Origin of the sequence: Parvibacter caecicola, from assembly GCF_003725335.1 — a bacterium.
GTDB lineage: Bacteria > Actinomycetota > Coriobacteriia > Coriobacteriales > Eggerthellaceae > Parvibacter > Parvibacter caecicola.
In genome coordinates this window covers 176,540-201,572 of sequence record NZ_QIBY01000002.1, presented here as the reverse complement: position 1 = coordinate 201,572, position 25,033 = coordinate 176,540, and the positions used below count along the sequence as shown (strand labels likewise).

Here is a 25,033-nt window from a genome sequence, read left to right as displayed (position 1 = left end):
ACAAGAAACCCGTACTGAAAGGGGAGGCAATGAGCTTCATCATTCGTTGGATTGTGACTGCCGTGGCCGTGGCCGCTGCGGTGTGGCTGGTGCCGGGATTCACCTTCATCGGCGGCGGCGCGGCGTGGGCTGGCATTGCGGTTTTCGCCCTCATCTTGTCGCTGGTGAATCTCTCCATCAAGCCCATCTTGCAAATTCTCTCGCTGCCGGTGACGGTGCTTACTCTGGGCATTTTCTACCTCATCGTGAACACGCTTCTGCTCTACATTGCCGCTTGGCTGGCTAACGGGCTGTTCGGGGCCGGGTTCCTCATCGAATCGTTCGGCAGCGCCTTTGTGGCTTCCATCGTCATCTCCATCGTGAGCGCCATCGTGAACTCCATTGTGGGGGCCGATGCTTAGAAGCTGCTTCGCCGCCCTTGGCCGTCCGTTGCGGAAGGGTTGGCCGGTCGTTTGGGTTCGGAGCCCCTGGAGCCCGCTCGCGCCCCGAGCCCTCCTGACGAGCAGCGTCAGTCAGTTAACGTTCAGGTAATCGGAGTAAAAAATGCGAGGGCTCTTTTGCGCTATCGCAGCGCGGAGCCTATATTGAAGGAATGCGTTTAAATACACAGGAAAGGGGTTTCTATGCAAACCACGCATGCGAAAGCCATCAAGTACCTCGGCATCGCCACTATTGTGTTGGCGGCTCTTACGCTTTTGGGCTGTCTGGTTGGGATGATAGGCATGGCTGCTTTGGGCAGCTATATCCAGAACGCCTGCTCGGCAGTTGACTATGGGTACGGCTACGGCCACCACGGCATGATGTCCAGTGGCTCTTACTCCGATGTTGCTGGCATCATGCTGGGCACCGGCATCACCAACGCCCTGTTCTTCTGGAAGCTGGCCTGCGCCGTCGTGGCGCTGATTGCCGGCATTGTGGCACTGCGCCTGAAGGACGCCACGGCCCACAACCTGCGCACTGTGTTCATCTGGGCGCTGGTGGCGGCCATTTGCTCGCTTCTGGCCGGCAGCTTCATCACTATGACCCTGCTCATCATCATCGCCGTGTTCGCCGAGATGGACCGCAAGGCACTGGAAGGCGGCGCTGCTGCCGCCCCTGCGGCGCCCGCTACGCCGGCGCCTGCGAATAGCGCCTATGTCGCCTCTTATGGCGATACCGTGCAGCCGGTAGCCGCCAGCGCCGTTGCCGCTGCTGCTGCCGCGCCGGTAAGCCAGGCGGCCGGCCCCGCGGTGGCCGAGAATCAGGCCATCTCCGAAGAGGCCACTGCCGCTGCTGTCACCTACGAAGAAGACGCCGCTGCGGTGATCGAAACCGCCGAAACCAAGGCCAGCACTGCGGCTGCCACCGCTGAAAACGCTCATATTGCCGAAGAGGGCCAGGCTGCCGCCGACTTCTACCAGGACAACGCCGAAGCGGTGACCAAGGCCGCCAATGCTGCGGAAGCCGCCTCGTTCGAGACCGACCCCACCGCCCCTGCCGTGATGGAGGCCCAAGGGGAAGCGGAAGAGCTGAAAGCGGCCGCCCCGGTTGCCGGCGCTGAGGCCGTGACGGCTCCCGAGACGGTGGTCGAGGCCGCGCCCGCAGGCGAGAGCGTAGTGGCCGAGGCGGAGTACGCCGTGGAAACCACTGCCCCTGCCGCTATGGAGGCCCAAGGGGAAGCGGAAGAGCTGAAGGCCGACGAAGCCGTTACCAAGCAGCAGGATTCCCCCGAGCAGCTGTAGCGCCGAAAGGCGATTCTCCGGGCCGTCTTCAACCGATGGAGACGGCCCTTTTTTGCGTCCCGCAGCCTGCCGGAAGGGTTATCATGGACAGGCTAAGATTTTCTACTGGAAGGAGCACGCAATGGACGCGCGCGTACGTGACCTCATCAACCAACAGATCAACAAAGAACTCTACTCTGCCTACCTCTACATGGACATCGCGGACTATTACGAGGAAGAGGGCCTGAAGGGCTACGCCAACTACTACATGATCCAGGCCCAGGAAGAGCGCGACCACGCGCTGATCTTCCGCAACTACCTGCACGAGAACGGCGAGAAGGTGGTGCTTGACGCCATCGCCAAGCCGGACAAGGTGCTGGACAGCTTCATGGGCCCGCTGGAGATTGCCCTTGAGCACGAGCAGTACGTGACCGCGCTGATCAACGGCATCTACGAGGCGGCGCTGGAGGCCAAGGACTTCCGCTGCCAAACCTTCCTGCAGTGGTTCATCACCGAGCAGTTGGAAGAGGAAGACAACGCCGAGGACATGATTACCAAAATGAAGCTGTTCGGCGGCGATCCGAAGGGCCTCTACGCCCTGGACACCGAGTACGCCGCCCGCGCCTACTCGGTGCCCTCTCCGCTGGCCGCCAAATAACATTTGGCGCCTCCTCGAACGGCACAACATTCTGCCTCTATGGAGAAGCCCCCATTCGGGGGCTTCTTGCGTATTTGCGGCAGCCGGAGGGCTAGAATAGCCCCTTGAGAAAATGCAGCACGCGCGCAAGGAAACCGGGGCAGAGCAATGCTGAGACTGGAGAACATTCGCAAATCCTACAAGACCGGCGATTTTGTGCAGGTGGCGCTGAACGACGTGTCGCTAACCTTCCGCGACAACGAGTTCGTGTCCATCCTGGGGCCTTCCGGCTCGGGCAAAACCACGCTGCTGAACATCATCGGCGGCTTGGACCATTACGATTCCGGCAACCTCATCATCGACGGCATCTCCACCAAGCAGTACAAAGACCGCGACTGGGACGCCTACCGCAACAACCGCATCGGCTTCGTGTTCCAAAGCTACAACCTCATCCCGCACCAGACCATTCTGGCCAACGTGGAGCTGGCACTCACCCTTTCGGGGGTGTCCCGCGAAGAGCGTCGCCGCCGCGCCACCTCCGAGCTTACCCGCGTAGGGCTGGGGGACCATCTGCACAAGAAGCCCAGCCAGCTATCCGGCGGCCAGATGCAGCGGGTGGCCATCGCCCGCGCCCTGGTGAACGACCCGGAAATCCTGCTGGCGGACGAACCCACCGGCGCGCTGGATTCCGCCACTTCCATCCAGATTATGGATCTGCTGACTGAGATCGCCAACGATCGCCTGGTGATCATGGTTACCCACAACCCCGAGCTGGCCGACCAGTATTCCACCCGCATCGTGAACCTGGCCGACGGCGTGATCTTGGACGACTCCGACCCCTACGCGCCCACCGCCGCCGAAGCCGCCCGCCAGGCGAAGCCGCCAAGGCGTACCTCCATGGGCTTCCTCACGGCGCTCTCCCTTTCCTTCAACAACCTCATGACCAAAAAGGGCCGCACCATCATGACCGCGTTCGCCGGCTCTATCGGCATCATCGGCATCGCCGCCATTTTGGCCCTGGCCAACGGCGTGAACGCCTACATCAAGTCGGTGGAGGAGGACACGCTTTCCCTGTACCCGCTGCAAATCATGTCCACCGGCCTTGATATGACCTCCATGATGATGGGCAGCATGGGGCTGGGGGACGAAGAGGGCGACGGCGCCGATGGCCAGGAGGCGCAAAGCGGCGAAGACGGCAAGGTGCGGGAGATGCCCATCATAACTCGCATGTTCTCGTCCATTGGCGCCAATGACCTGGCGGCGCTGAAGGAATACTTTGACTCGGGAGAGTCGGATATAAACCAGTACGTGCAGACCATCGACTACACCTACGACGTGACCCCGCGCATTTTCCTGGTGACCGATGAGACGGCGTTGGCGGCAACGGCGGGGGAGGAGCCAACGGCCGATGAGAGCGAAGAGAGCAGCGAGAGCGAAGCGTCCGGCGGAAACGTTGCCGATGGCGCCAAGCGCGCTGACGAGGTCAACGGGGATGCCGCCGACGACAATGAGGCAAAGTCCCAAAAGAATCTTGGCTATCGCCAGGTGAACCCCGATATTTCCATGGCGCCGCTGGGTATCAGCAGCACAGCCAGCACCAATTCCCTTATGTCGATGTCCATGTCCACCAACCAATTCGGCCAGCTTCTCGGAGATGCCTCCATTGTGGAGCCGCAATATGATGTGGTGGCGGGTCATTGGCCCCAGGCTTATAACGAAGTGGTGCTGGTGCTTTCCGGCCATGGGCGCAGCTCCGACTATTTGCTCTACCTGCTGGGGCTTAAGGACTATAGCCAGCTGGAGGCGATGATCCGCCAATTTGCCAACGAAGAGGAAGTGGTGGTGCCCGAAGGCGAAACCGAGGTCACCTATGAGCAAATCATGGGCGTGAAGCTGCGGGTGGTCAACCCGGCCGATTTCTATCGCTACGACAGTGAGTACAAAGTGTGGGTGGACAAGTCCGACGATGACGCCTTCATGGCGCAGCTAGTGGAAAAAGGGGAAGAGCTGGTGATCGCCGGCATTGTGCGCCCCAACCCCGACGCCAAGGTGACAGCGCTTTCCAGCGGACTGTACTATTCCCCCGATTTGATTACTCACCTGGTGGAATACGCCGAAGGCACCACCATTGTGAAAGATCAGCTGGCCGACCCGAAAATCGACGTGTTCAATGGCCGCCCCTTCGATGAGCAAGAGGACGCCGGCGATGATTTCGCCATGGACTCCCTGTTCACTATCGACAACGAAGCGCTGGAGAAGGCCTTCACCTTCGATACCTCCAAGCTTTCCATGGACATGGGCAGCCTGGCCAACATGGACCTCTCCTCGGCGCTGCCGCCCATGGACAACATGGACTTCGGCAATTTCGATCTCTCCGGCATGGACATGTCGGACATGGATTTCTCGGGGCTAGATTTGTCGAAGCTGGATCTTTCATCGGTCGACCTGTCGAAGATCGATATGTCGGATTTGGACCTTTCCGGCATTCAGGTGAACCCCGAGGACCTTTCCGATGCGGTAACGGTGAACCCGCAGGCGGTGACCGAGATGTCGGCGGCGCTGGCGGACGGGTTCTTCCAGAAGATAACCGACCCGGAGTTCCAGAAGGCCTACCTGGAGGCCTATCCGGACGGAGCGGGCAACTATTCCCAGATGATGCAATTCTACATGACCACCCCCGAGGCCCAGGCCATCGCGGCCCAGTATATGCCGCAGGTGATTGACGCCTCGAAGCTGGGGGAGACCATCTCGCAGGTGCTGGTGCCGCAAATTACCCAAGCGGTGGCCGCCCAGCTGGCGCCGAAGCTGGCCGAAGCCATCTCCACCCAAATGGTGCCGGTGCTGACCCAGGCCATTGCCACGCAAGTGTCCCAGCAGATGTCGAAGATGATATCGGAGCAGCTGGTGCCCCAGATTCAGCAGCAGGTGCAGTCCACCATGACCACCTATATGAAGCAGGTGGCCGACGTTCTGGCCCAGCAAACCCAGGCAGCGGTGGAGGACGCCATGAGCGGCATGATGGACAACATGGGGGATGCCTTTTCGGTAGACGAGGACGCCTTTGCCGATGCCTTCCAATTCAATATGAATCAAGAAGAGCTGACCGAGCTTTTCATGTCCATGATGCGGGTGGAAGAGGCTTCTTACGACAACAATCTGGGCAAATTGGGCTATGCCGACTTCGCCAAGCCTTCTGCCATCGATATTTATCCCAAAGACTTCGAATCGAAGGAGAAGGTAATCGAAATCCTGGACGGCTATAACCAGCAGAGGGCTGATGCCGGGGAGGAGGACAAGGAAATAACCTACACCGACCTGGTGGGTACTCTCATGAGCTCGGTAACCACTATCGTGAACATGATTAGTTACGTGCTGATTGCGTTTGTGGCCATATCGCTGGTGGTGTCGTCCATCATGATCGGGGTCATTACCTATATCTCGGTGTTGGAGCGAAAGAAAGAGATCGGCATCCTGCGGTCAATCGGCGCCTCGAAGGGCGACGTGTCGCGGGTGTTCAACGCCGAAACGATTATCGAGGGCCTGGTGGCGGGCCTTTTGGGCGTGGGGGTGACGGCGCTGGTGTGCATCCCCGCCAACGCCATCGTGTACGCGGTGAACGGGGTGCCCAATGTGGCGCAGCTGCCGTGGCAGGCGGCGGTGGCGCTGGTGCTCATCAGCGTGTTCCTCACCACGGTGGCGGGCCTCATGCCCGCATCCAGCGCCAGCCGCAAAGATCCCGTAGAGGCCCTCCGCAGCGAATAAGCTTCCGAATCACCCAGCCCCTTTTCGTTTCTGGAGGGTGGGTCGACCCGACAGGCCTGCGTTCGACGCTCCGTACGAGGGGAACTAACTCGCCCTGGCGGGCGAGTGGATTTCCCCTCTACTCCGCTTGGCCGGACCTCGCTCCGGCCCGCCGGGTCGGCCCAGCCAAGAGGCCATCGCAGGTCGAATTCGTAGGGCAGAGATTCTATCTCTGCCTAAGCGTTTCTGAAGCGGGGGGGGGAAGGGCGGCTACCTCGGTTCCAGCAGCGCTATGCATTCGGTGTGGGGGGTGTGGGGGAACATGTCCACCGGTTGGATGCGGGTGGCGCGGTAGCCCTGTTTGGCGAATTGTTCCAGGTCGCGCACCTGGGTTTTGGGGTTGCAGGAAATGTAAACCACGCGTGCAGGGTGCAGGCTGCACGCGGCGCGGATGAACTGCGGGGTAGAGCCCGCGCGGGGCGGATCCATGAAAATCACCAGCTCGTCAGCCGTGACGGGGGACGGGGATAATGTCATGATTCCCCCATCTCCCTGTGCCACGACATGTTCGGCGGGAGTTATGACATTATCTCCGTCCCCTGTCACGGTCTCTGCCAACTCTTCCATGAAGGCGGTGGCGTCAGCAGCTATGAACTGGGCGTTCTCTATGCCGTTGTGACGGGCGTTCTGGCGCGCATCGGCGATGGCACTCTCCACGCTGTCCACCCCCACCACGCGCTGGGCGCCGCGGTTGGCCGCCACCAGGGCGATGGTGCCGGTGCCGCAATAGGCATCGATGGCCCACGTGCGCGGCCCTAGCTGCGCCATGGCCATGGCGGTGTTGTACAGCACCTCGGTTTGGGTGGAATTCACCTGGTAAAACGATTGCGATGAAATGCGGAAGGAGAGGCCGCACAGGGTGTCCAGGATGAAGCCGGGGCCGTACAGCACCCGCTCCCTTTCCCCCAAGATGACGTTGGTTTGGCGGCTGTTGATGTTCTGCACCACGGTGGTGACGGCGGGCACGCGCCGCTTCAGCTCGCGGCAAAACGCCTTCGACGCGGGGAAGGCCTCGTCATTGGTGACCACCGTCACCAGCACCTCGCCGCTTTCGTGCCCCACCCGCACTACCGCGTGGCGCACGAATCCGGTGCCGGTGTCCTCGTTGTAGGGAGTCATATCCCAGCGGGCCATGATGTCGCGGATGGCCAGGGTCACTTGTTTTGCGGTTTCGTTTTCCACGAGGCACTTTTCGGCGGGAATCAGCCGATGGGTGCCTTTCTCGTACATGCCGGTGAGAATTTCGCGGCGTCCCCCGCCGGCGCTGCCCTCTTTGCCGGTGCGTTTGCGATTGCCCTGCTGGTCGGCAGTGCTTTTTCCACCGCGTTGCCCGTGGCCCTGCGTCTCGTCTTTCGATTTGCGTCCTGGCGCATAGGGGGAAATTACCTTATCGCGATAGTGGTACGGGCAGGCCATCCCCAAAATAGGCTCCACCGGCACCTCGAGCGCCATTAGCGCGTACAGTTGCTCCATCTCGTGTTGCTTGCGAGCCAGCTGCCGGCTGTAGTCCACCTCGATGGCGGAGCACCCGCCACATCGGTCTGAATAAGGGCACCTCCGCGGCTGTTTGCCGGTTTTGCCTTTGGAGCGGGGGAGTTGCGCCTGCTTGGGGTTTTCCCGCTTGCCGTTATTGCCGCGGGATTGGTTTCCGCTTGTGCCGCGGCGGCCGTGGGGCCGACGCTTCGGTTCAGTCATGGGCGCCTCCGTTTTCAACACTAGGATTTTACCATCATTGATGGTAAAGAATCGGGAGGGCGCTGCGGCGACGTATTCCTTTCATGTGTGTAAGGGTGGGGGTTTCGGGGTGCGGCGAAGGCCCCGCTACTGGTGGCTTCCGCTAAAATGGCCCCATCGGTTCTAGGGTGTGCGGATGGAAGGGGATCGGCGGCCATGAGCATGGTTTACATCGTAGAGGACGATGAGGCGCTGGCCCGTGAGCTGCAGAGGCTGCTGCGGCTGCAGGGCTATGAGGCACTGGTATGTGACAACTTCCCCCTGGCGGCCCAAGGGGCTCTGGCGGCCAACGCCGATTGCGTGCTGTTGGACCTCAACTTGCCCGGTGCCGATGGCCATGGCATCTGCCGCAGCATTCGCGAACAGTCCAGCGTGCCCATTATCGTGGTCACCTCTTCGGAAAGCGAATTCGATGAGGTGCTGGCGCTGGGGCTGGGGGCCAACGATTACGTGACCAAGCCTTATCGGCCTGCCGCCCTGTTGGCCCGGGTGGCGGTGCAGCTGCGCGGGGGCGCTTCCGGGGCTGGTGAGCGCATGGCCCATGGTGGCGTGGTGCTGGATGTGGCTCGCGGCACGGTAACGGTGGGGCAGAACAGCGCCGAGCTCACCCGCAACGAGCAGCGCATCCTTCAGCTGCTGATGAGCCAGCCGAAGAGGGTGTTCACGCGGCAGGAAATCATGTGCGATCTTTGGGAATCGGATGCCTTTATCGATGACAACACCCTTACGGTGAACGTCACTCGATTGCGGCGCACTTTGGCGCAGATAGGCGCGTCTGAGGACTTTATCAAGACTCGCCGCGGTGTGGGCTACTACTTGTAGGAGCGTGCGTTGGAAGAAAAGTACACGCTGGCCATATTTTTGAGAAGCCGCTGGGCTTCGGTGGCATGTGCGCTGGTGGCGCTGGTGCTGTTGTGGTTTTCGGCGGGGTTTTTGGGAGTGAGCGACGATGGCCGCATGATGCTGGCCGGGCTTGCGGGCTTTTTGCTTGCAATGGGGTACGGGGCGGACTACCTGCGGCAGCGCGCTTTCTACCGTCAGTTGCTGGATGCCTGTCGCAACATGCAAGGTCCCTCGCAGTTGTCCGCCTGGGTTCGTGAGCCGGAATTTCCTGAGGGCCGTATCGCCTTTCAGCTGTTGGAGCGGATGGAATCGCAGGCCATCGCCCAGATTTCCCAGGTACAACGGCAGTCGCAGGACTATCGCAGCTATATAGAGCTGTGGGTGCATGAGACTAAAATGCCTCTAGCGGCGGCGCAGCTGATTGCGCAGCGGTTGCAAGGAGCCGACAAGTTGGAAATCGCCCGACAGCTGGATCGGCTGCAGGGGCAGGTGGACCAAGCTTTGTACTACGCCCGTTCCACCTCGCTTACCAATGACTACGTGATACGTTCGCTGCCGTTGGCCGCCGTGTGCCGCGAAGCGGTGAAGCGCAACGCCCGGCTGCTCATCGAGCAAGGGGTGGCGCCCCAGGTGAAGGTGGACGGCGACGTGGTGGTGCAATCCGATGAGCCGTGGTTGCTGTTCATTTTGGGGCAGCTGCTCACCAACGCCGCCCAGTACGGCGCCAAAACCGTGGTGCTCTCATCGAAGGAGGTGGAGCCGGGCACACCGCGGGGACACACTCGCCTGGAAGTGCGAGACGACGGCTGGGGCATTCCCGCCCAAGACGTGCCACGGGTGTTCGAGCGCGGGTTCACCGGGGGCAATGGCCGCAGCCGCGGTGGCGCCACCGGCATGGGGCTCTACCTGATAGCCATGATGGCCGAGCGCATGGGAATCGGGGTACAAGTGGCCAGCGAGGAGGGTGTCGGCACTCGTTTTTTGCTGGACTTCCCCCATTCTTGAGCGCTGGAGCGCCCGGGGCGCCCAATCCTTACAGAGCCGTAAGTGAACAGTAAGCCCCTTCGATGGCTGCCGTAAGCGGCAAGCCGTAGGATTTTCACTGTTGGACTTAGGGTTCGAGCAGAAAGGGAATCCCCATGCATACAATAATCCGTGTCGTAACCGTGGTGGCGATTGCCGGGGCGTTGGTGGCCCTGGCCACGACTCAGCTGCCGAAGACCATCAAAGTGGAGGGTTAAGCCATGACCGAAGTTTTCGCCCGCGCTTCCGCGGCCCATGCGGCGAACAGCAACCGCGATGCCCTTCAGGTGATGGCGGTCAAGAAGACGTTCGGCAACCGCGATAACCTCACCAATGCCCTCAATGGCGTTACGTTCAATGTGCAGACCGGTGAGTTCATGGCCATCATGGGACCCTCCGGCTCTGGCAAAACCACGCTGTTGAACTGCATTTCCACCATCGATCGCGTCACATCCGGCAGCATTGTGGTGGGAGGCCGTGACATCACCTCTTTCTCGCGGGGCGATTTGGCGAAGTTCCGTCGCGAAGAGCTGGGTTTCATTTTCCAGGACTTCAACCTTCTCGACACTCTCACCGGTTTCGAGAACATCGCGCTGGCCCTCACCATCAAGGGGGCTCCGGGGCGTCAGATTCCCGAGCGCGTGCGCAGCATGGCCCGCACCCTGGGGGTGGACGGCGTGCTGGACAAGTACCCCTACCAAATGTCCGGCGGCCAAAAGCAGCGGGTGGCGGCCGCCCGCGCCATGGTGGGTGATCCGAAGCTGATTTTGGCTGACGAGCCCACTGGCGCCCTCGATTCCCGCGCCTCGGCGGTGATGCTGGAAATCATGGAGCTGATGAACCGCGATTTAGGGGCCACCATTATCATGGTCACCCACGATTCTTTCGCCGCCTCGTTTACCGACCGCGTGCTGTTTCTGCGCGATGGCGAGCTGTTCAACGAGCTGCGTCGCGGCGATTCTTCCCGCGAGGAGTTCTTCGCCCGCATCATGGAAGTGACCACGTTCCTTTCGGGAGAGGTGGGTCATGATCTGTAAGCTGGCATGGCGCAACGTCCGCCGCTCGGCGCGCGACTACGCCATTTATTTCGCCACGCTGCTGTTCGGTGTGGCCGTGTTTTACGCCTTCAATTCCATTGGCAGCCAACAGGTGCTTTTCGATTTGAAATCTACTGCCACCGCTGCCCAATTCCGCACCACGGCCGACTTGCTCAATATGTTCTCGGTGGTCATTGCCGGCGTGCTGGGCTTTCTGGTGCTGTACGCCAACCGGTTTTTGGTGCGGCGCCGCAAGCAAGAATTTGGCATCTATCTGCTTTTGGGTATGAAACCGGTCAGCGTTTCGGCCATCGTGCTGGTGGAAACGGTCATGGTGGGGTTGTTTGCGCTGGTAGTAGGCATTGTGGCCGGTGTCGTCCTGTCCCAGGGGCTGTCGTTTGTGACGGCATCGCTGTTCGATATGGTTTTGGCCAATTACCAGTTCGTGTTCTCCCAGTCCGCATTTGCGGGCACCATCGCCTGCTTCGCCGTGATTTTCATAGTGGTGGCGATGTTCAACACCTTTTCCGTCAGCCGGTTTTCGCTGGTCAACCTTTTGCAGGCCGATTTGCGCAATGAGAAGATGTCGGTGCGCAACCCGTGGCTGTGCGGGGCAGTGTTCGTGGTGGCGTTGGGCATTCTGACGTTTGCCTATGTGAGGCTGCAGGAAAATGGCTTGGTGATGCTGGACGACCCGGCCTTCCTCCAGGCCACTGTCGGCATGCTGCTGGGCAGTCTGCTGTTCTTCTGGTCGCTGGCGGGCCTTGTCATCAATCTGGTATCCCGTTGCCAGCCCTTCTATTTGAAGAAGCTGCGGCCCTTCACGCTCAGGCAGGTGGCCAGCCGGGTGAACACGGCGTTTCTCTCGCTGTGGGTCATCTGCGTGCTGCTGTTCTTTTCCATCACGTGCTTTTCTTGCGGCATGGGGCTTGCGGACGTGTTCACCCGGCAAGTCGATGGGGGCAATCCCTACAGCGCAACGCTGCGGGCGGCGGTGTGGACCAGCGATAGCGGGGCCAGCGCCACTGACAACCCGCTCACCCGCCGTGCTGAGATGGAGGCGGAAGCGCCGGAGCGCCTGGCCCAGGCAGAAGCGGCCCAGTGGAGCATGGCCCAGGTGCTGCAGGCCGGTGCAGGGGACCTGTGGGACTCCACTGTGGGGGGTTGGGCCCAAATTGACTACATGACCAGTCCCGATTGCTCCTATGCGGCGATGGTCGACGTGCTGAAGCAAAGCGGTAAGGCCACCGAAGAGGACTTGGAAATGGTGTCCGGCGTTGAGGACAGCGGAATGCTCATGGTATCCATTTCCCAGCTCAATGACGCCTTGGCGCTTCAGGGCAAGCCGCCTGTGGTGCTTGAGCCGGGGCAGTACGTGGTGAACAACAACATGGATTCCATTCAAAAGCTGGTGGACATCTACGTGGACGAAGCCCCGGTTCTTACTCTGGGCGGACAAGAATTAGCCTGCGCCTCCGAGCCGATTGCGGTGCAGATGGAGGACAACACAATGCTCTCCTCAGGGTTTGTGCTGGTGGTGCCCGATGAGGTGATTCAGGCAGCCTTCGATGCCAACGTCATACCCACAACGTGCTACTTGAACATCGACTATGCCGACAATGGCCGCACCGACGAGGAGAACCGTCTGGCGCTTGAGCAGATTATCGCTGCGGTGCAGCCGGCTTCCGAGGAAGGGTTCAGCCGCGGCGACGACAGTAGCTGGGCTGGCCGGTTGTGGCCGGTGACCAGCATGACCACCCGTGAGGGCATGATTGCCCAGTCCCAGGGGCTGCGCATGATGATTACCTACCTGGCGCTCTACATCGGTTTTGTGTTCCTGGTATCCACTGCCGCCATCTTGGCCATCCAACAGCTGTCCAACGTGGCCGACTCCACAGGGCGCTACCGCACCTTGTATCGTTTGGGTTGCGACAATCGCCAGGTGTTCGGTTCGCTCTTCGTCCAGATTCTCATCTACTTCGCCACCCCGTTGCTGTTGGCGCTGTGTCATTGCGCCTGTGCCATCAGCGCGATGGAGGAAACGCTGTTCCGTTTGGCCAACGTGCCCATGACCGGGCCCATCGCGATGGCGGCGGCGTTTTTGCTGGTCATTTACGGCGGTTATTTCGTCATCACGTACTTCACCAGTCGAAACATGGTGAAAGGGGTGTTGCGGCAACCGTAAAAGCCGGCCTGCCACTTGCTTTGCCCGATGCGCCGCGCGCGCAGCCCAGCGCCCCCGCCTTCCCCTCCTTAAGGCGGGGGCGCGCTGCTATGGCGCGGCCTCTCGTGGAATCGCCGTGACGCAGGGGGAAAGCGCCGGGCGTTGGAGCGCGGGAATGCTACAATCAGGCGTTACGTTACGTCCCTTGCGCGAACGCCGCTACCCTGGTGCCCGCGCCCGAACAACGCGAGGTGTTCTCCATGACCGAGGCCTGCCCCGAGGCTTCCCAAACCGGCGCGCCGCAGCCGAAAGCCAGCGGCGCCATCGTTTCCCCTGTCATCTTGGGCGGCGACATCGGCGCCTACAGCCTGGCCCGCACGTTTCACGAGGCCTATGGCGTGAAGCCGCTGGTGCTCAGCCAGGCTAACAGCCACCTGTGCCACGACAGCTCCATTCTGGAGAATCGCGTGAACCCTCAGCTGGACAATGTGGATGTGCTGATGCAAACCCTCAAAGATGTGGCGGCCGAGAAAGAGGGCGAAACTCTTATGGTACTGGCCTGCGGCGACTGGTACGTGCGCCTTTTAGTGGAGCATCGTGCCGAGCTGGAAGCGGCCGGCTACATCTTGCCCTACATCTCCGAGGAGCTGCTTAACCGGCTGGTGCTGAAAGACTCCTTCTACGAGATTTGCGAGGAATGCGGCGTCCCGTATCCGAAAACGGCCGTGTTCGACACCCAAGCGCCGGTGGGTCCGGAAACCTTCGGCCTCACCTTTCCGGTGGTGGCCAAGCCGGCGTCGTCGGCCGAGTACCACTACGCCCAGTTCCCTGGCAAGAAAAAGGTGTTCTTCTTCGACACGCCGGCGCAGCTGAAGGAGATGCTGGACAACCTGTGCGCCAGCAGCTACAAGGGGAAGTTCCTGCTGCAAGAGTTCATCCCCGGTGACGACACCAACATGCGCATCCTCACCACCTACAACGACCGCACCGGCAAAATGCGCTTCGCCAGCTTCGGTCAAACGGTGCTGGAAGACCCGCGCCCCCAGGCCATCGGCAACCCCATGGCCATCATCAGCCGCGAGTGCGACGAGGCGGTTGAGTGCGCCCGGCGCCTTACCGAGCACGTGGGCTACACGGGATTTGCCAACTACGACATCAAGGTGAACCCCGAAACTGGCAAGTTCGTGTTTTTCGAGGTGAACACGCGGTTGGGGCGCAGCAACTACTACGTGACTGCCGCCGGTGACAACACGGTGCGCTGGATTGTGGAAGATTTGGTGGAAGGCCGCGAATTCCCCGATGAGGTGCAAGTGGCCCGTGGCCGCAAGAGCCTGTACACGGTGCTGCCGAAGTCGGTGCTGGTGGAGCACGTGCAAGACCCGGCGCTGCGGGCCGAGGTGCAGCAGCTGTTCGCGGAGGGGCACGCGAAGAACCCCATCAACTATCCGGCGGAAAAGCGGCTGGTGCGCAAGCTGTACCCCTACTACTTCGAGCAGAAGCAGAAGAAGAGCCTGCGGGAGTTCTACCGGGCCGAAGAGGCGCACAAGGAGGCGCAGGCGGGGGAGGGCGCTGACGGCGCCGCGGCCGCAGCCGATGTCGCCGCGTCCCCTAAGGGCTACGTGACGGTGCCGCCGCCAGAGGCCGATGCGCCGGAAGGCGGCGAGCATCGATGACCACCAAGCTCGCGGGCGTTTTAGGGGGCACCGGCCCTGCTGCCACTGCTTACTTCTTGAAGCGGCTGGTGGACTTTACCGACGCGGAGCGCGACCAAGATCACGTGCGGGCCATCGTGCACAACGACACCGCCACCCCCGATCGCACCGACTTCATCTTGGGCAAAAGCGATGTGTCGCCGCTGCCCTACCTGGTGGAAGATGCGCGGCTTCTGCAGCGCTGCGGCTGCGACTTTCTGGTGATGCCCTGCAATACCGCCCACTGCCTGTTCGCCGAGGTGCAGGCGGCGGTGGACATCCCCCTCATCCACATGATTGAGGAGACGATGGCCCATTGCCGCGCCCGCAGGTTCAACCGGGTGGGGGTGCTGGCCACCGAAGGCACCGTGGCCACCAACATGTTCGGGCAGGCGGGGCGTCCGCACGGTGTGGACGTGCGCTATCCGGGGCCCGAAGGCCAGGCGGAGGTGGATCGCATCATCTACGATGCGGTGAAGGCGGGCCGCCCGGTGGCGCCCGAGGAACTGGGGCCGCTTTCGGCCCTGATGATGGAGGAGGGCTGCGATGCGCTGATACTGGGCTGCACCGAGCTTTCCGCCGCTTTCGGCGAGAACCGCCGCGCTTCGGGGGTGCCGGTGGTGGACCCGCTGGATGTGCTGGTGGTGCGCACCATCGAGGCGGCCGGGGCGCCAGTGAAACCCCGCGTTTTCTAACAAACTTACCAGGAGGTTTATTCTATGTGCGGTTTTGTGGGCTTCTACGACGCCGGAACCGATTTCGACCACGCGGCGGTGGTGAAGGCCATGGCCGACGCCATTGCCCACCGCGGCCCCGATTCGGAGGGCTTCTTCAACGACGAGCGGGTTTCGCTGGGTTTCCGCCGCCTGTCCATCATCGACCTTGAGGGCGCCAGCCAGCCGCTGTACAACGAAGACGACCAGCTGGTGCTGTGCTTCAACGGCGAAATCTACAACTTCCAAGAGCTGCGGGCCCAGCTCATCGAGGCGGGCCACGTGTTCAAAACCCATGGCGACGGCGAAGTGATCCTGCACGGTTTCGAGGAGTGGGGCGAAGGGCTGCTTGGCCGCCTGCGCGGCATGTTCGCCTTCGTGCTGTACAACCGCGAAACCGGGCGCCTGTTCATGGCCCGCGACAACTTCGGCATCAAGCCGCTGTACTACTTCGCCGATGGCGATGTGCTGCTGTTCGCCTCCGAAACCAAGGCGCTGCTGCGCCACCCTCATTTCAAGAAGGCGCTGAACCGCAAGCGGTTGGGCCATTACCTGTGCATTGAGTACCTGCCCGATGACGAGACCATGTTCGAGGGGGTGCGCAAGGTGCCGGCCGGCCACTGGCTGTCGTGGCAGGGGGGTGCCTGCGAAGTGGTGAAGTGGTGGGAGCCCAGCTTCTGCCCGCAGGAGGGGCGCACCCGCGCCGAAGAGGCGGGCCAGATTGCCGCGGCTTTGCAAGAGTCGGTGAACGCCCACGCCATCGCCGATGTGGAGGTGGGCTGCTTCCTTTCCGCCGGCGTAGACTCCAGCCTGGTGGCCAACGAAACCTCCCATATTATGAAGGCCAAAACCTTCTCCATCGGTTACGGCGAGCAGAAGTACTCCGAACTGGAGGCCGCGAAGACCTTTGCCGATGCCATGGGGCTTGAAAACTACAGCCGCGGCATTGATGCGGAAACCTTCTTCGCCTCAGTGCCGGCGGTGCAGTACCACATGGACGACCCTCTGCCGAACCCTTCTGCCGTGCCGCTGTATCATTTGGCGCATTTCGCCGCCGAGCAGGTGAAAGTGGTGCTTTCCGGCGAAGGGGCCGACGAGCTGTTCGGCGGTTACCCGCTGTATCAGGAGGGGCTGGACTACCACCCCTACATGAGCGTGCCGGCGCCGCTGCGCAAAGCGGCCGGCGCTTTGGCCAGCCTGTTGCCGGAGGGCACTCACGGGCGCCGATTCCTCATGCGCGGCGCGCATCCGCTGGAGGAGCGCTACCGGCGGCTGGAGTACAACTACACGTACCCGGAGGCGCTGGCGCTGCTGAAGCCGGACGTGGCGGCCGAGGCGGAAGCCTGCGGTGCGCCATGGGAAGCGGAGGCGCCGCTGTTTACCGAGGTGAAGGCCCACTATCCGGGGCAGGGGCAAATTGATGAGGTGACCGCCATGCAGACGGTGGACATCCTCACCTGGATGCAGCAGGACATCCTGCTGAAGGCGGACAAGATGTCCATGGCTGCCTCGCTGGAGCTGCGGGTGCCCTTCCTGGACAAAGAGGTGTTTGCCCTCTCCCGCACCCTGCCCACCGCCGATCGCGTGTCCAAAACCGAAACCAAATGCGCCCTTCGCTCGGCTGCTGCGGAAACCCTGCCGCCGGTGACGGCGAAGATGCCCAAGATCGGCTTTATCACGCCGCTGGCCCAGTGGATGCGGGAAGAGCCCTATACCACCATGGTGCGGGAGAAGATCACCGGCCCGGTGGCGGAGCAGTTCTTCGATACTGCGCAGCTGGGGCGTCTGCTCGACCAGCACGTGTCCGGCGAGAAATCCAACATGAAGAAAATCTGGTCCATTTACAGCTTCGTGGTGTGGTACGAGCAGTTCTTCGGCGACAGCGACCTCGCCGCCTAAGCGGTGCGGCGACTGGGGTGCCTGGGGTGCCTGGGACGACGCGGCGGCCTTGCGGTCGGGAGCGGCGCGCCGGCCTTGCGGTCGGGAGCGGCGCGCCGGCCTTGCGGCCTTGGGGGCGCGGCGGCTGCGGTGCCTGGAACGACGTTCTGGCTGGGACGATGCGGCCCTGGGGGCGCGGTGGCGGCTGGGGCGACGCGGACTTGCGGTCGGGAGCGGCGCCGGCTGAGCGTTGAGGCGGGAAGCGCGGCGTCCGAACGGGCACTTCCGTGGAGCTGCGCGGCGCACAGAGCAGGCGCTTCGGTAAAGGACCCGCGCCTGCTCTGTGTGCCGCGCGCTCATTTCCCGCAGCCGCGCACCTTTCAGGGCGGGGAGCGCGACAGAGCCTCAGCGCTTCGCGTACAAAACCGTCAGTTTTGTGCATGGAAGCGTCGGCGCTGCATGAAAATGACGGTTTTGTACGGACAACGAGCTCAATTCGATGGCTAAGTATCGGAAAGCGATAAAAGTCATGATTCATTTCGCGAAAAACCGTCGCAAAAGCACTGTATTTCGCTTTTGGAGCAGCTTGTTCCGTACAAAACCGTCGATTTTGCGCACAGAGTGCACCTTTGTGCACAAAACTGACGGTTTTGTACGGCTTGGGCCAACAAGGAAGGGGTGTGGGACATGAACAACCCATTGCGCTGCGAAGAGAACGGGCAAGAGGGGGTCGAGCAGTGCCGGTACCCTGGCACGGGCGCTGCTCCGGACGCTTCGTGCGCCGCGGACGCTGCTTCAGGCGGCCCTTCGTGCGGTGCGGGAGCTTCTTTGAACGCGCCGCTTGTGAGCAGGGTGATCGATACGATGACCTCCTGGCGCCTGACGGGGCTGGATACTCCGGTGCTGCTGATGGTGTCCGGCGGGTCCGACTCCACGGCGCTCGCTTACATCGCGGCAACCCTGGCCGATGCGGGGGCGTTGGGGCCGTGTGCGCTCTTGCACGTTCACCACCATATGCGCGGCGCCGAGGCCGACGGCGATGCGCAGTTTGCGGAAGCTCTTGCCGAGCTGCTGGGCTTTCCGTTTTTCCGCTGCGATATCGACGTGCCCCAGCTAGCGGCCGAGGGCCACGGCAACCAGGAGGCGGTGGCGCGCCGCGAGCGTTACGCTGCCGCACAGGAAGCGCTGGCCAGTTTCTGCCGCCGCCTGGCCGTTCCCGTTTCCGAGGGGCGCATCCTCACGGCCCATACGGCCGACGACCGCATTGAGAACTTCTACATGCGCTCCATCGTGGGCACCGGCCCCGGCGGGTTTCGCTCGATGCGCTACCGCAATGGGCTGGTGGCGCGGCCGCTTCTGGACCTTTCGCGCCAACAGCTGCGCGGTTACCTGGAAGAGAGGGCCCGCACCGGCCAGCCGGTGGCGCGCGATGAGGCGGGGGCCCTGTGGCGCGAGGACGCCACCAACGCCCATACCGACCGCTTCCGCGCTTATGTGCGCCATAAGATGGTGCCGGCAGCGCGGGAGTGGAACCCCCGGTTGGGCGAGGTGATGGTGCGCACCATGAACCAGATAGCCGATGAAGACGACATGCTGGAAGCTATGGCTCGCAAGATTGCCGAGCGCTGCGTGGAGCCACTGGGGGAGGAGCCGCCCGCCGCGGTTGCCGCCGCCGTGGGGGTGCCGGTGCAAGAGCGAGCCTTCCTGTTAAAGCCCGCCTTCGGGGAAGAGCCGCGTCCGTTGCAGAAGCGGGTGCTCTACCAGCTGCTGCGGGAAATGCTGCCGGCCGAAGCCCGCGTGCAGTCGGCCTCCATCGACGCCGTTCTGGCGGCGTTTGGCCTCGATGGCGCCCCTATCAGCGGATACGTGGACAACATCCAGGGCAACATTGCCGTGAGCGCTAACAAGAAGGGCGTGCGTCTCGAACCCATGGCCGTCTTTCGCGCCCGTCGCAAGCGGGGCTAGGCGTTGTCCTCGTCAAAAGGGAAGGAGACAACCGTATATTCGCAATGGTCCTCTTGACGGATGCGCCGAAGTGCCCGGGTATGGCAAGCGGGGGAAGCCTGTGGCAAACGGGGGACCAGGTGGCTCGCTTGGCGCGGGAAGGGTTGGGGAAGGCGTAACCCGTGGTTAAATAGGGGCGATCAAAAACACGAGCGAAGGGTTTTCCATGAGCGAAGAAACTTTTGAGAACGAGGCCGCTGCGGCCGAAGGCGCCCCGGGGGCGGGGGAGGCTGCCGCTGCCGAAGGGGCCGCTGCGGCCGAAGGCGTGGAGACCCCCGAAACCGAGCCGGCTCCCTTGCCCCTTACGGTGGTGCTGGCCAGCGGAAGCCCGCGGCGCCATCGGCTGCTGAGCGAGGCGGGGGTGAAGCACGTGGTGCGCCTGCCGCAGGTGCCAGTGGACGAAACGCTGGAGCCCGACCAGCTGGCCGACCCGGCCGAGGCCTGCAAAAAGCTGGCGGAGCGCAAAGCGGGTGCGGTGGTGCAAGAGCTGCTGGCGGAAAACCCCGTGGGGATGTTCGCCGTCATCGGCGCCGACACCATGGTGGTGAAGGACGGCCAGATTTTCGGCAAACCGGCCAACCTCTCCGACGGCAAGCACATGCTGCGGCAGCTCTCCGGCGCCACCCACAGCGTGATCACGGCGGTGTCGTTGTGGCTCATCTCCGCCCCCGATGCCGAGAAGCTGTCCATGGGCTTTCGCACCTTCGCCGATGAATCGTTGGTAACCTTCAAGTCGCTCACCGACGATGAAATAGCCGACTACCTGCGCAAAGGCGAATCCTTCGACAAAGCGGGCGCCTACGCCATCCAGGGGGAGGGCCGCCACCTGGTGAGCAGAGTGCAAGGGGCCATGGACACCGTGATCGGCCTGCCCGCCAAAAAACTGGTGGAGCAATTCCCCGACCTTCTGCAGGCGAAGTAGCCGCTGCGCTGCGTGCGGGCCTTCGCATTTTCGCATCTCTCAATTTTTCATGAAGCCGCAAGCCGGCTGCGGGGTTTTGCGGGCAAAACCCCTAGAATGGTGATGAACCATAAGCAGGAACACGGGCATTTTGGCTACGGATGAGTTACTAGTTTTTCCTTCGGGAATTGGGTGTGGCCGCTTTGCTTAGAATTGGGGACGAATTGGGGCTTTTGCGCGTGGCCGAAACCCCGCGAAAGGATACGCAGATGAACCTAGAAGACGACTTGGCCTACGAGCTGTTCTCGGAAATGGAAATCGCCGAGCGCGTTGCGGCGTTGGGCGAGGCCATCACCAAAGACTACGCCGATAAAGCGGACGAGGGCATCGTGCTCATTTGCGTGCTGCGCGGCGCCGCCATCTTCATGGGCGACCTGGCCCGCCAGATTAAGTTACCGCTGGAGATGGACTACATGGCCGTTTCCTCCTACGGCAACGGCACCAAAAGCTCGGGCGTGGTGCGCATCCTGAAGGACCTCTCCTCGTCCATCGAGGGCAAGCACGTGATTATCGCCGAGGACATTCTGGATTCCGGCCTCACGCTGAAGTTCCTCATCAAAAGCCTGAAAGCCCGCAAGCCCGCCTCCATCGAGGTGTGCACGCTGCTGCGGAAGGACACCCCCAACCAGGCGGACGTGAACTGCCGCTACATTGGTTTCGAGTGCCCCAACGAGTTCATCGTGGGCTACGGGCTGGATTACGCCGAGCGCTACCGCAATGTTTCCTGCATCGGTGTTCTGAAGCCGGAAATCTACAGCTAAGATTGCAACTGGGTATTTGAGCAAAGGCAGATCAATCATGGCAGATAACAACGAAAACCAATCGCCGCAACCACCGGCGCCGAAGGGCAATCCTTCCGGCCCGTCGGGACAACCGCCGGTTTCGCGCACCACGGTCATTTCCATCATTCTGTGCCTGATAGTGGCTTTCTTCGTGGGCAGCCAGTTCATGAGCTTCAATCAGCAGCAAAGCATGCAAACCGATGCGCTGCTCACTTCCGAGTTCGTGCAGGCGGTGGAGCAGGGGCGCGTGACCAAAGTGGTGTACGCCGCCAGCGACTACACCGTTTCCGGCACCTATTACCCGGCCGCTACTGCTGGCGCTTCGGCGGCCGATGCGTTCAACGGCGCCTTCGACGCGCTGAATGCCCGCATGGCCACCCAAAAGGGGCCCGACGGCAAGGCGCTGGGGGGCGTGGCCACCGAGGCGCTGTCGCCGGCTCAGCTGGGCAACCTGCACAACTTCACCTCCACCTACGTGGGTTCCGACTCGCTGGGGGAGATGATGGCGGCCCATCCCGACATCCAGTACGAAATCCAGCTGCCCAACCCCTTCCTGGCGGTGCTCACCTCTATCCTGCCAATTCTCATAATCGGCGCGCTGCTGTTCTTCTTTTTCATCCAAATGCAGAAGGCCAACAACTCCCAAATGAGCTTTGGCAAGAACAAGGCGAAGAAAACCCTGGAAGAGCGACCGGATGTGAAGTTCGCCGACGTCGCCGGTGTTGACGAGGCGGTGGAGGAGATGCAGGAAATCAAGGACTTCCTGGCCAATCCCGCCAAATACCAGTCGATGGGGGCAAAGATCCCCCGCGGCTGCCTGCTGGTGGGCCCTCCCGGTACCGGCAAAACGCTGCTGGCCCGCGCAGTGGCCGGCGAGGCGGGCGTGCCGTTCTTCAGCATCTCCGGCTCTGACTTCGTGGAAATGTTCGTGGGCGTGGGCGCCAGCCGCGTGCGCGACCTGTTCAAGGACGCCAAGGAAGCGGCGCCGGCCATCATCTTCATCGACGAGATTGACGCCGTGGGCCGCCAGCGCGGCACCGGTTTGGGCGGCGGTCATGACGAGCGCGAGCAAACCCTGAACCAGCTGCTGGTGGAAATGGACGGCTTCGAGAGCAACGACTCGGTAGTGTTGCTGGCGGCCACCAACCGCTCCGACGTGCTGGACCCGGCGCTGCTGCGCCCCGGCCGTTTCGACCGCCAAATTGTGGTGGACACCCCCGATGTGAAGGGGCGCGAGAAGATTCTGCAGGTGCACTCGAAGGACAAGCCCATCGGCTCCGACGTGGATTTGGCGAAGATCGCGAAGATTACCCCCGGTTTCACTGGCGCCGACCTGGCCAACCTCATGAATGAGAGCGCGCTGCTGACCGCCCGTCGCGGCAAGAAAATCATCACCATGCGCGAAGTGAGCGAGTCGATGGAGCGCGTAATTGCCGGCCCCGAGCGCAAGGGGCGCGTGCTGAATGAGCAGACCAAGCACACCATCGCCTACCACGAAAGCGGCCATGCCTTGGTGGGGCACCTGCTGTCCCACGCCGATCCGGTGCATAAGATTTCCATCATCTCCCGCGGCCGGGCGCTGGGCTACACCCTGTCCATCCCCGACGAGGACAAGGTGCTGAACACCCTGGGCGAGATGAAGGACGAGCTGGCGGTGTTCATGGGCGGTCGTGTGGCGGAGGAGATTTTCTGCGACGATATCACCACCGGCGCTTCCAACGACCTGGAGCGCGCATCCAAGATGGCCCGGGCCATCGTTACCCAGTACGGCATGAGCCCGCTGGGTACTCAGGTGTTCGGCCAGCCCAACCATGAAGTGTTCCTGGGCCGCGACTACGGCAACACTCAGGATTATTCCGAGGAAACCGCCCGCCGCATCGACGAGCAGGTGTCCATCATCATGAAGGAAGCCCACGACCGCGCCCACGACATCCTGAGCGCCCGCAAGGACCAGATGGACCTGATGGCCAGCGTGCTGTTGGAGCGTGAGACGGTGGAAGGCGAGGCTTGCGAAGCCCTGCTGGACAACAAGTGGGACGAGTACCTGGCCCGCGAAGGTGACATCATAGCCGCCAAGGAAGCGGAAGAGGCGGCGGCCCGCGCTAAAGACGAGCAGTTGGCCAACCCCAACTGGCGCGAAGCCGAGGTGGAGCCGGGCGACCAAGACGCCAACGGCCCGTTCCGCCCGGCGGCGGAAGACGCCGACCCCAGTGACATGCCCACTCAGGCGCAGGTGGACACGGAGATTCACCGCGAGGACGTGATGGACTCCACCCCCGACGCCCCGGCGCCGCCGGATGGCGAAGACAAGAAGTAGCACCGTCGAAAGCCCCCGGAAACGGGGGCTTTCTTGTTCTGCTGGCCTGGCGGCAACCGGAACTATTCGGCGTTGCAGCGCACTGCGGCCACCCGCCCTTGCCCTTTATGCCTTACCTTCGCGTACCGAGGTACGCTCAGCCGGCCTTCAGGGCGACTATGGGTCACATGCCTCGCTCGCACGCCGGATCTACGAGGGGGCAATGAAGCCTGCGTTGAGCGGCGGATGGTTTCGTGGGGAAGAGGTTCCATCTCTTCCTAATCTTACTGCTTTACTTGCCCATTTAACACGTGCTTGGCAGACGGCTTGCCCGATGCGTTATTTCTCCGCCTGCCGTTCATCGGGAATTCTCAGGGCCTGTCTGGTTTACCCTTGGTAGACCAACGGCAGAAAGGCGTTTTATGTTCTGGAAGTGTTCCACCTTTGAATTCGACACCCGCGTGCCTGTGGTGATGGGCATCTTGAACATCACCCCCGATTCCTTTTCGGACGGCGGCAGCTACCTCAAGCCGGCCGATGCGTTGTCCCATGCCTTCAAAATGCTGGAGGAGGGGGCTCACATCATCGATGTGGGCGGCGAATCCACCCGCCCCGGCGCCGCCCCGGTGGCGCCTAAGGAGGAGTGGGCCCGCATCGGGCAGGTGGTGGAAACGCTGGCCCGCCAGGGGGTGTGCGTTTCCGTGGACACGCGCCATGCGGAAGTGGCGGCGAAAGCGGTGGCGGCCGGTGCCTCCATCGTGAACGATGTTTCCGGCTTTCGCGACCCGGCCATGCGGGCGCTGGCGGCGGCGGGGGATTTCGGCTGCGTGGTGATGCACATGCCGGGCACCCCGGAAACCATGGCGTCCCAGGCCCAGTACGCCGATGTGGTGAACGAGGTGCGCGACTACCTGGCCCAAGCGGCAGCCAGCCTGGAGGCAGAAGGGGTGGCGCCTGCCCGCATTTGCGTGGATCCAGGCCCCGGCTTCGGCAAAACCCCGCAGCAGACCATCGAGCTGGTGCGCAACTTCCAGGAGTTCCGCCATTTGGGCTACCCGGTGATGGCGGCGTTGTCCCGCAAAAGCTTCATTGGCTACGCCTACAAAATCGACGACCCGATTGAGCGCGATGAAGCCTCTGCGGCTGAGGCGCTGATGGCGGCCGAGCTGGGGGCCACGGTCATTCGCACCCACAATGTGGCCGCGACGGCCGGGGCGCTGCGCGGCCTGCGCCCCTTCGCCATTTTGGGGCTGGGGGCCAATGTGGCCCTGGTGGCCGAGCCGGGCGAAGAGGACGAAGGGAAGGTGGCCCAGCTCAACCACGCCATTAGCCAGCTGTGCCTGCTGCCAGACTCCCAAATCATCGACATCGCCCCCTTCTATAAAAGCAAGGCCGCCTATTACGAGGACCAGCAAGATTTCGTGAACACGGTGGTGCTGCTGCGCACCGGGCTGCCGCCGAAGGAGCTGCTGCCCTGCCTGCACGCCATTGAGAACAGCCTGGGCCGCGTGCGGGAGATCGAGAACGGTCCGCGCACGCTTGACTTGGACATCGTGGATTACCAGATGTATGTGGTGGACACGCCGCAGCTGACACTGCCACATCCGCGAGCTGTCGAGCGCGATTTTGTGGTGAAGCCGATCCAGGACATTTTGCCGGGGCATGTGCTGGCGGACGGCACGGCGGTGGATGCGGTGCTGGAAGAGCAGCGGTTGGGCCGCGCATGGCGGCTGCAGCGCCCCGGCGCAGGGGAGTAGCCCCCCGACACG

The 25,033-nt window shown here is 62.3% G+C and carries 17 protein-coding genes; 16 read left to right on the top strand and 1 reads right to left on the bottom strand.

Going from position 1 to position 25,033, the window contains the following annotated elements; all coding sequences use genetic code 11:
- Positions 1–29 precede the first annotated feature (29 nt).
- The 4 genes from DMP11_RS02850 (at position 30) to DMP11_RS10495 (ending at position 6,099) form a co-directional block, all read left to right on the top strand.
- Complete coding sequence (locus tag DMP11_RS02850) at positions 30–401, top strand: phage holin family protein (RefSeq protein ID WP_123184988.1); 372 nt, start codon at positions 30–32, stop codon at positions 399–401.
- A gap of 222 nt (positions 402–623) precedes the next feature.
- A complete protein-coding gene (locus DMP11_RS02845; protein ID WP_123184987.1) occupies positions 624–1,721 on the top strand; it encodes a hypothetical protein in 1,098 nt (365 codons plus the stop codon).
- 121 nt (positions 1,722–1,842) lie between these two features.
- On the top strand, positions 1,843–2,358 hold the full coding sequence (locus DMP11_RS02840) for a ferritin (protein ID WP_123184986.1): 516 nt from the start codon (positions 1,843–1,845) through the stop codon (positions 2,356–2,358).
- Positions 2,359–2,505: 147 nt separating this feature from the next.
- Positions 2,506–6,099, top strand: coding sequence for an ATP-binding cassette domain-containing protein (locus DMP11_RS10495; protein WP_235869373.1), 3,594 nt, complete (start codon positions 2,506–2,508; stop codon positions 6,097–6,099).
- A 249-nt stretch (positions 6,100–6,348) separates the two neighbouring features.
- Here DMP11_RS10495 and rlmD read toward each other — a convergent pair whose 3' ends face one another.
- Positions 6,349–7,833 (bottom strand): 23S rRNA (uracil(1939)-C(5))-methyltransferase RlmD, encoded by a 1,485-nt coding sequence (gene rlmD, locus DMP11_RS02825; RefSeq protein ID WP_214647090.1) that lies wholly within the window; start codon positions 7,831–7,833, stop codon positions 6,349–6,351.
- 195 nt (positions 7,834–8,028) lie between these two features.
- On the opposite strand from rlmD, the gene DMP11_RS02820 reads away from it, so the two are divergent.
- The 12 genes from DMP11_RS02820 to folP all read left to right on the top strand — a co-directional run bounded on the left by DMP11_RS02820 (position 8,029) and on the right by folP (position 25,021).
- On the top strand, positions 8,029–8,694 hold the full coding sequence (locus DMP11_RS02820) for a response regulator transcription factor (protein ID WP_123184984.1): 666 nt from the start codon (positions 8,029–8,031) through the stop codon (positions 8,692–8,694).
- A gap of 9 nt (positions 8,695–8,703) precedes the next feature.
- Positions 8,704–9,720, top strand: coding sequence for a sensor histidine kinase (locus DMP11_RS02815; RefSeq protein ID WP_123184983.1), 1,017 nt, complete (start codon positions 8,704–8,706; stop codon positions 9,718–9,720).
- A gap of 239 nt (positions 9,721–9,959) precedes the next feature.
- Entirely contained in the window at positions 9,960–10,775 is an 816-nt protein-coding gene (locus tag DMP11_RS02810; RefSeq protein WP_123184982.1) for an ABC transporter ATP-binding protein, read from the top strand.
- Positions 10,765–12,960 (top strand): FtsX-like permease family protein, encoded by a 2,196-nt coding sequence (locus DMP11_RS02805; RefSeq protein WP_123184981.1) that lies wholly within the window; start codon positions 10,765–10,767, stop codon positions 12,958–12,960. Before DMP11_RS02810 ends, DMP11_RS02805 begins: the two co-directional genes overlap by 11 nt.
- Positions 12,961–13,199: 239 nt before the next feature.
- Complete coding sequence (locus DMP11_RS02800) at positions 13,200–14,612, top strand: carboxylate--amine ligase (protein WP_123184980.1); 1,413 nt, start codon at positions 13,200–13,202, stop codon at positions 14,610–14,612.
- Complete coding sequence (gene cuyB, locus DMP11_RS02795) at positions 14,609–15,325, top strand: cysteate racemase (protein WP_123184979.1); 717 nt, start codon at positions 14,609–14,611, stop codon at positions 15,323–15,325. The genes DMP11_RS02800 and cuyB overlap by 4 nt, the downstream gene beginning before the upstream one ends.
- 24 nt (positions 15,326–15,349) lie before the next feature.
- Positions 15,350–17,242: an asparagine synthase (glutamine-hydrolyzing) gene (asnB, locus tag DMP11_RS02790; RefSeq protein ID WP_123184978.1), complete on the top strand. Its 1,893-nt coding sequence runs from the start codon at positions 15,350–15,352 to the stop codon at positions 17,240–17,242.
- An 822-nt stretch (positions 17,243–18,064) separates the two neighbouring features.
- A complete protein-coding gene (tilS, locus tag DMP11_RS02785; protein ID WP_214647089.1) occupies positions 18,065–19,186 on the top strand; it encodes a tRNA lysidine(34) synthetase TilS in 1,122 nt (373 codons plus the stop codon).
- 205 nt (positions 19,187–19,391) lie between these two features.
- A complete protein-coding gene (locus tag DMP11_RS02780; RefSeq protein ID WP_123184977.1) occupies positions 19,392–20,147 on the top strand; it encodes a Maf family protein in 756 nt (251 codons plus the stop codon).
- 248 nt (positions 20,148–20,395) lie between these two features.
- Complete coding sequence (gene hpt, locus DMP11_RS02775; protein WP_123184976.1) at positions 20,396–20,947, top strand: hypoxanthine phosphoribosyltransferase; 552 nt, start codon at positions 20,396–20,398, stop codon at positions 20,945–20,947.
- A gap of 37 nt (positions 20,948–20,984) precedes the next feature.
- The gene (ftsH, locus tag DMP11_RS02770) at positions 20,985–23,285 is read left to right on the top strand and encodes an ATP-dependent zinc metalloprotease FtsH (RefSeq protein ID WP_123184975.1); all 2,301 of its coding nucleotides are present in this window, start codon (positions 20,985–20,987) and stop codon (positions 23,283–23,285) included.
- A gap of 401 nt (positions 23,286–23,686) precedes the next feature.
- On the top strand, positions 23,687–25,021 hold the full coding sequence (folP, locus tag DMP11_RS02765; RefSeq protein WP_123184974.1) for a dihydropteroate synthase: 1,335 nt from the start codon (positions 23,687–23,689) through the stop codon (positions 25,019–25,021).
- Positions 25,022–25,033 lie beyond the last annotated feature (12 nt).

Coding starts and splice junctions, on each gene's coding strand:
- DMP11_RS02850 (WP_123184988.1), top strand. CDS start 30: ATGAGCTTCATCATTCGTTGGATTGTGACTGCCGTGGCCGTGGCCGCT.
- DMP11_RS02845 (WP_123184987.1), top strand. CDS start 624: ATGCAAACCACGCATGCGAAAGCCATCAAGTACCTCGGCATCGCCACT.
- DMP11_RS02840 (WP_123184986.1), top strand. CDS start 1,843: ATGGACGCGCGCGTACGTGACCTCATCAACCAACAGATCAACAAAGAA.
- DMP11_RS10495 (WP_235869373.1), top strand. CDS start 2,506: ATGCTGAGACTGGAGAACATTCGCAAATCCTACAAGACCGGCGATTTT.
- rlmD (WP_214647090.1), bottom strand. CDS start 7,833: ATGACTGAACCGAAGCGTCGGCCCCACGGCCGCCGCGGCACAAGCGGA.
- DMP11_RS02820 (WP_123184984.1), top strand. CDS start 8,029: ATGAGCATGGTTTACATCGTAGAGGACGATGAGGCGCTGGCCCGTGAG.
- DMP11_RS02810 (WP_123184982.1), top strand. CDS start 9,960: ATGACCGAAGTTTTCGCCCGCGCTTCCGCGGCCCATGCGGCGAACAGC.
- DMP11_RS02805 (WP_123184981.1), top strand. CDS start 10,765: ATGATCTGTAAGCTGGCATGGCGCAACGTCCGCCGCTCGGCGCGCGAC.
- DMP11_RS02800 (WP_123184980.1), top strand. CDS start 13,200: ATGACCGAGGCCTGCCCCGAGGCTTCCCAAACCGGCGCGCCGCAGCCG.
- cuyB (WP_123184979.1), top strand. CDS start 14,609: ATGACCACCAAGCTCGCGGGCGTTTTAGGGGGCACCGGCCCTGCTGCC.
- asnB (WP_123184978.1), top strand. CDS start 15,350: ATGTGCGGTTTTGTGGGCTTCTACGACGCCGGAACCGATTTCGACCAC.
- DMP11_RS02780 (WP_123184977.1), top strand. CDS start 19,392: ATGAGCGAAGAAACTTTTGAGAACGAGGCCGCTGCGGCCGAAGGCGCC.
- hpt (WP_123184976.1), top strand. CDS start 20,396: ATGAACCTAGAAGACGACTTGGCCTACGAGCTGTTCTCGGAAATGGAA.
- ftsH (WP_123184975.1), top strand. CDS start 20,985: ATGGCAGATAACAACGAAAACCAATCGCCGCAACCACCGGCGCCGAAG.
- folP (WP_123184974.1), top strand. CDS start 23,687: ATGTTCTGGAAGTGTTCCACCTTTGAATTCGACACCCGCGTGCCTGTG.